The sequence below is a fragment of the Microbacterium paludicola genome (genome assembly GCF_039529675.1).
In the GTDB taxonomy this organism is placed as follows: domain Bacteria; phylum Actinomycetota; class Actinomycetes; order Actinomycetales; family Microbacteriaceae; genus Microbacterium; species Microbacterium paludicola.
Map to the genome: position 1 here is coordinate 368,141 of NZ_BAAANG010000001.1, position 6,067 is coordinate 374,207.

Genomic DNA, 6,067 nt, shown 5'->3' on the forward strand with positions numbered 1-6,067 from the left:
CGGGGCGGCGCCGCGTCAGCGTCCGGTCGCCCAGCCGGCGAGGCGGGCGATGAGCGCGCGATGCGACGGGGAGTCGTACGAGCGGGCGTCGTGGCCGAGCAGGTCGACCGCGACGCGGCTCACCGTCTCGCCGCGGAGGTGCTCGCGCGTCCAGACGACGGGATGGATGACGTCGTCGTGCTCGTGGGTCGCGACGACGTGGGATGCGCCGATCGCCTGCAGGAATGCGTAGCGCTCGTCGAACGCGACAAGCGGCTCGTCGCCGGCGAGCGGATGATCCGCCCACCCGAACTCGGCATCGGAGATCGGCGGATGCATCGAGACGCCCGGCAGCCACACCCCGCCCGTCGCGGCGGCCCGAGCGGGGTAGTCGCGCAGCGACGCGAGCGCGGCGTGCAGGGCGAGGATGCCGATGCCGCGGTCGAGCGCGGCATCGAGCCCCACGATGGACGCCGCCGGCGCGCCGACGGAGCCGCCGTCGCGCCACGGATCGCCAGCGTTGACGACAAGCAGGTCGACGCCGTCGAGCCGCTGCAGCCCGTCTCTTCGAACGGATGCCACGGGTCGGCGTAGCGACCGGTTCCGGTGGCGATCAGGGCGCGACGGGTCGAGGACATGCGCCCATCTCACCAGACCCGGGGAGTCGTGGGCTGCCGCCGGGCCGGGATGTCCGCGGCCCGACCTAGGCTTGATGTATGCACGGCGAATACAAAGTGCCCGGGGGGAAGCTGGTCGTCGTCGACCTCGACGTGGTCGACGGCCGGATCGCCGACTTCCATCTCGCCGGCGACTTCTTCCTCGAGCCGGATGACGCCCTGCTCGACATCAACGCGGCGGTGAACGGGCTGCCCGAGACCGTGGACGTGCCGACGATCGCCGCCGCCGTCCGCGGCGCCCTTCCTGCCGGCGCGCAGCTGCTGGGCTTCACTCCCGAGGCGGTCGGCACGGCCGTGCGCCGCGCGCTCGTGACCGCCTCCGCCTGGACCGACTTCGAGTGGGAGATCGTCGACGACCCCGCCGTCTCGCCCCACGTCAACCTCGCGCTCGACGAGGTGCTCACCGGCCGCGTCGGCGAGGGCCGCCGCAAGCCGACCCTGCGCATCTGGGAGTGGGACCAGTCGGCCGTCGTGATCGGATCCTTCCAGTCGTATCGGAACGAGGTGGATCCGGATGGCGCCGCCCGCCACGGATTCGACGTCGTGCGACGGATCTCCGGCGGCGGCGCCATGCTCATGGGCGCGGGCCAGATCATCACCTACTCGCTCTACGTGCCGGCCTCGCTCGTCGCGGGCCTCACGTTCGCCGACTCCTACGCGTACCTCGACGACTGGGTGCTGCAGGCCCTGCGGTCGATGGGGATCGACGCGACGTATCAGCCGCTCAACGACATCGCGAGCCCCACCGGCAAGATCGGCGGCGCGGCGCAGAAGCGCCTCGCGAACGGCGGCGTGCTCCACCACGCGACGCTCAGCTACGACATCGACGGCGAGGTCATGACGCAGGTGCTGCGCATCGGCCGCGAGAAGCTCAGCGACAAGGGAACCGCCTCGGCCGCGAAGCGCGTCGACCCGCTGCGCAGCCAGACGGGCCTGAGCCGGCGCGAGATCATCGACCGGCTGATCCGGTCGTTCCAGACGTTCACCGGCGCGACGATGGGCTCGGTCACCCCCGACGAGTACGCCGAGGCCGAGGCGCTGGTCGAGAGCAAGTTCGCCACCGAGGCCTGGCTGCACCGGGTGCCGTGACCCTCACGCCACCGATCGTCTCCCTGCAGCCGGTAGCCTGACCACGTTCCGGCGGGGGAGCCGTCGGACGACGAACGTCGAGGAGAGCAAGGATGCGATTCGGGATCTTCATTCCGCAGGGCTGGCGATTCGACCTTGTCGACATCGATCCGGCGCAGCACTGGAGCACGATGCAGTCGCTGGCGATCGCGGCCGATGCCGGGCCGTGGGAGTCGCTGTGGGTCTACGACCACTTCCACACCACGCCCGAGCCGAGCCAGGAGGCCACGCACGAGGCATGGACGCTGATGTCGGCGTTCGCCGCGTCGACGAGCCGCATCCGGCTCGGCCAGATGTGCACCTGCATGGGCTACCGCAACCCCGCGTACCTGGCGAAGGTCGCGGCGACCGTCGACCACGTGTCGGCCGGACGCGTCGAGATGGGCATCGGCGGCGGCTGGTACGAGCACGAGTGGCGCGCGTACGGCTACGGCTTCCCCGAGATCCCGGATCGCCTGAAGATGCTCGGCGAGGGCGTCGAGATCATGAAGCAGGCCTGGGAGACCGGATCGGCGACGCTCGACGGCAAGTACTACCAGGTCGACGGCGCGATCGTCCGCCCGCTCCCCGTGCAGGGTGGCGGCATCCCGTTCTGGATCGCCGGCGGCGGCGAGAAGGTCACGCTGCGGATCGCCGCGAAGTACGCCTCGTACACGAACTTCAACGGCGGGGTGGAGGCGTTCACGCACAAGAGCGAGATCCTGCGCGGGCACACCGACAAGCTCGGTCGTGACTTCGACTCCATCACCCGGTCGGCGAACTTCAACACCGTGATCGGCGAGAACGAGGCCGAGGTCAAGGAGCGCCTCGACGCGATCGCGGCGCGCGTGAAGCCGTACCTCAGCGACGCGGGCTTCGAGCGCTTCATGCACAACTACTCCGCGGGCGAGAGCCTCGTCGGCACGGTGGAGCAGGTGCTTGAGCAGCTCTCCGGCATGAAGCAGGCGGGCATGGGCTACGCCATCCACTACTTCCCGGAGTCGGCCTACGACCCGAGCGGCGTCGAGCTGTTCGAGCAGAAGGTGATCCCCGAGCTGCAGTGACGCTCGCAGTTCACGCACAGGGCGGGGTTCTCCATGTCGGAACCCCGCCCTACTCTCTTCGTCAACAGCACTGACCAGCGGACGGAGGGAGTCGAAGTGAGCCAGGTCGCCGATCCCGTTGGCGTGCAGCCGCCGCGGGCGGGATGCGCACGTTCCTTCACGTCCTGATCAACACCGCCGTGGCGAACATCACCACGAGCTTCCTCTGGTTCGGCCTGACGTTCTGGATCTACGCCGAGACGCGCAACGTCATCGCGACGGGCGTCATCGGCGGCGCGTACATGCTGTTCATCTCGCTGTTCAGCATGCTCTTCGGCACCCTCGTCGACAGGTTCCGCAAGAAGGCGGTGATGCTGTGGGCGACCGTGATCGCGTTCGGCGTCTTCTGCCTCGACACGGCGTTCTTCTTCCTCATCGGCGAGGCGCAGATCGTCGACCTGACGCTGCCGTGGTTCTGGATCTTCGCCGTCGCTGGAACACCACGAACAACAACCAGCCGCTCGCGGCGGTGCTGCAGCTTGCGTCCGGCAACTTCGGCACCGAGGCGGGCTGGGGCTTCGGCGACGGCGTCACCTGGAACGGCGAGAAGTACGAGTTCAGCGGCACGCAGGAGGGCTTCAAGGAGCTGCTCACCTACTTCCACGGTCTCGTGGAGGACGGGCTGCTCGACCCCGACGGCCTGACGCAGGATGACGACGCCGCGAAGGCGAAGTTCACCACGGGCCAGGCGGCGGCGATCTCGTCCAACTCGCAGGTCATCACCGAGTACCGCAACGGTCTCGCCGAGGCAGGGGACACCGAGGCCGAGGTGCGCAACATCGTGGTCCCCGCTGGTCCTGCCGGCGACATCATGGACTCGACGACGGGCGGAAAGTTCGAGTCGGGCGTCGCCTTCTCGAAGGACGTCGCCGAGAAGCCGTACTTCAAGGCGCTGCTGCAGTACGTCGACTGGATCTACTTCAGCGACGAGGGCCTCGAGTTCGCCAAGTGGGGCGTCGAGGGCGAGACCTTCGAGGTCGTCGACGGCAAGCGTCAGCTGCTCGACGGCATCGACTGGAACGGGATCAACCCGAACGCCGGCGAGGACCCCAAGCTGCTGAACGCCGACTTCGGCTACTACAACGGCGTGTGGTCGCTCGCGCACGGCTCGACGGCCGACCTCGTCCAGTCGACGCTGGCCCCCGAGGTGGTGGAGTTCCAGACCGCGATGAACGAGCAGAAGGAGGTCGCGGACCCGGGTCCCGGCATCCCGCTCACGGAGGCGCAGCGCACCCAGACCGCCGTCACGCAGTCGAACCTCGCGACCGCGGTGCACACCGCCACGGCGCAGTTCATCAAGGGCGACAGGTCGCTGGATGACTGGGACGCGTACGTCGCCGAGCTGCAGGGCCTGGGCATGGACGAGTACGTCGCGACCATGAACGAGGCCGCGGGCGTCGCCGAGTAGTCCCCGCCTCCGGGGACGCGCCACCGAGCGGCGCCGCCCCGGACCCCGTGAGGGGGTGGGATCCCGGTCCCACCCCCTCACCCGTTCCGCCTGGAGCCGCCCGTGTCGCCCCTTCGTCCTGGAGCCGTTGTGCCCCCTGCCCTCGCCTCGTCCACCGTCATCCGCGTCCCCTCCGAGCCGGTCGGCATCCTGACCGATGCCTGGCGCAACGCCGTCGGGACCGGGCGGCTGAACCTCGCCCTGCGGGCCGACTATCGCCGGTCGCTGGCCCTGGTGCAGAGCGAGATCGGCTTCCGTCACATCCGCGGGCACGGACTGCTGTCTGACGACCTCGGCGTGCACCGCCCGTATGACGCGGCCGGCCACCGCGGCACGCGCTACTCCTTCACCTACGTCGACCAGGTGCTCGACTGCTACCTGGAGCTCGGCATCCGGCCGTTCCTCGAGCTCGGCTTCATGCCCTCCGGCCTCGCGTCGGGGGAGCAGACGGTGTTCTGGTGGAAGGGGAACGTCACGCCTCCCGCCGACTACGCCGAGTGGGCGGCGCTCATCCGGGCCCTGCTGCGCCACCTCATCTCCCGGTACGGGATGGAGGAGGTCCGCACGTGGCCCATCGAGGTGTGGAACGAGCCGAACCTGGCGCACTTCTGGCAGGACGCGGACCGCGAGGAGTACTTCCGGCTGTACGAGGCGAGTGTCCTCGCGGTGAAGGACGTCGACGCTCAGCTGACCGTCGGAGGGCCCGCGATCTCGCCCGGCGCCGACGAGTGGTGGGGCCCGTTCGCCGACTTCGTCTCGCGCCGCGACCTTCCCGCCGACTTCCTGTCGTTCCACGCCTACACCTCCGGCCCCTCGGAGGCGGTGCCGTTCGGCGTGTACCAGACCCTCCGCCATCCCTCGGATCTGCTGGGCCAGTTCGCGCGCCCCGCCGAGCTCCTCGCGGGCACGCGGCTCGAGGGCCTGCCGCTGCACGTCACCGAGTTCAACACCAGCTACCGGCCCGACAACCCGGTGCACGACACCGCGTACAACGCCGCCGCGCTGGCGCCGGTCCTCGCGGGCGGCGGCGACCACGTCGACTCGTTCGCCTACTGGACGTTCTGCGATGTGTTCGAGGAGGAGAACATCCCGACCGCGATCTTCCACGGCGGCTTCGGCATGCTCACCCACCGCCAGATCAAGAAGCCTACCTTCCACCTCTATGCCTTCATGGCGCGGATGGGGCCCGAGATCCTCGCCCGCGGGCAGGATCACCTCGTCACGCGACACCCGGACGGCCGGATCGCCGTGCTCGCCTGGCAGCCGGTGGGCGGCACGGACGACCCGGAGGAGCCGGCCGAGCACCACCTCGCGCTGTCGCTGCCGATGACCTCGCCCGCCGGATCCGTGTACGCGCGCCGCTCGGACGTCGACGGGGAGCGGGGAAACGCGTTCACCGCGTGGCAGCGCCTGGGACGCCCGGCCTCGCCGACCCGCCGTCAGGAGGAGGCGCTGCGGGAAGCCGCCGAGCCGGTGCGCTCGCACTCGTCGCTGCCGATCGCCGACGGCCGCGTCCGCCTCGACGTGACGCTGCAGCGGCACGGCATCGCGCTGATCGAGCTCGACGCCGTGATCGACGAGACGCCGCCGTGGCTGGACGACCGCCGCATCCTCGGGCGGGCCGGTCGTTGAGCGCTCACAGCGCCTCGAGTCGTCGGGCGGGTCGGTCGTTGAGCGAGCGCAGCGAGTCGAAACAGTGAGGATGTTTAGTGGGTTCCTCGGGGCGCGTTCTGACCTGAGTCGAAACTGACGCC

At 69.8% G+C, this 6,067-nt stretch carries 6 protein-coding genes; 4 read left to right on the forward strand and 2 right to left on the reverse strand.

The window, feature by feature from the left end; genetic code table 11:
• Positions 1-15: 15 nt before the first annotated feature.
• The gene (locus ABD161_RS01750) at positions 16-561 is read right to left on the reverse strand and encodes a ThuA domain-containing protein (protein ID WP_343999085.1); all 546 of its coding nucleotides are present in this window, start codon (positions 559-561) and stop codon (positions 16-18) included.
• A 134-nt stretch (positions 562-695) separates the two neighbouring features.
• Between ABD161_RS01750 and lplAB the strand changes: the two genes are divergently transcribed.
• Positions 696-1,745 carry a lipoate-protein ligase LplAB gene (gene lplAB, locus ABD161_RS01755; RefSeq protein WP_343999087.1) on the forward strand — a complete coding sequence of 350 codons (1,050 nt, stop codon included), beginning with the start codon at positions 696-698 and terminating at the stop codon, positions 1,743-1,745.
• Positions 1,746-1,837: 92 nt separating this feature from the next.
• Positions 1,838-2,827, forward strand: coding sequence for an LLM class F420-dependent oxidoreductase (locus ABD161_RS01760; protein ID WP_135114398.1), 990 nt, complete (start codon positions 1,838-1,840; stop codon positions 2,825-2,827).
• A 229-nt stretch (positions 2,828-3,056) separates the two neighbouring features.
• Here ABD161_RS01760 and ABD161_RS01765 read toward each other — a convergent pair whose 3' ends face one another.
• Complete coding sequence (locus ABD161_RS01765; protein ID WP_343999089.1) at positions 3,057-3,224, reverse strand: hypothetical protein; 168 nt, start codon at positions 3,222-3,224, stop codon at positions 3,057-3,059.
• Between the two features lie 51 nt (positions 3,225-3,275).
• On the opposite strand from ABD161_RS01765, the gene ABD161_RS01770 reads away from it, so the two are divergent.
• Both ABD161_RS01770 and ABD161_RS01775 read left to right on the forward strand, forming a co-directional pair.
• The gene (locus tag ABD161_RS01770) at positions 3,276-4,274 is read left to right on the forward strand and encodes a type 2 periplasmic-binding domain-containing protein (RefSeq protein ID WP_343999091.1); all 999 of its coding nucleotides are present in this window, start codon (positions 3,276-3,278) and stop codon (positions 4,272-4,274) included.
• Between the two features lie 129 nt (positions 4,275-4,403).
• On the forward strand, positions 4,404-5,945 hold the full coding sequence (locus ABD161_RS01775; protein ID WP_343999093.1) for a GH39 family glycosyl hydrolase: 1,542 nt from the start codon (positions 4,404-4,406) through the stop codon (positions 5,943-5,945).
• The last annotated feature ends 122 nt before the right edge of the window (positions 5,946-6,067 follow it).

Coding starts and splice junctions, on each gene's coding strand:
- lplAB (WP_343999087.1), top strand. CDS start 696: ATGCACGGCGAATACAAAGTGCCCGGGGGGAAGCTGGTCGTCGTCGAC.
- ABD161_RS01760 (WP_135114398.1), top strand. CDS start 1,838: ATGCGATTCGGGATCTTCATTCCGCAGGGCTGGCGATTCGACCTTGTC.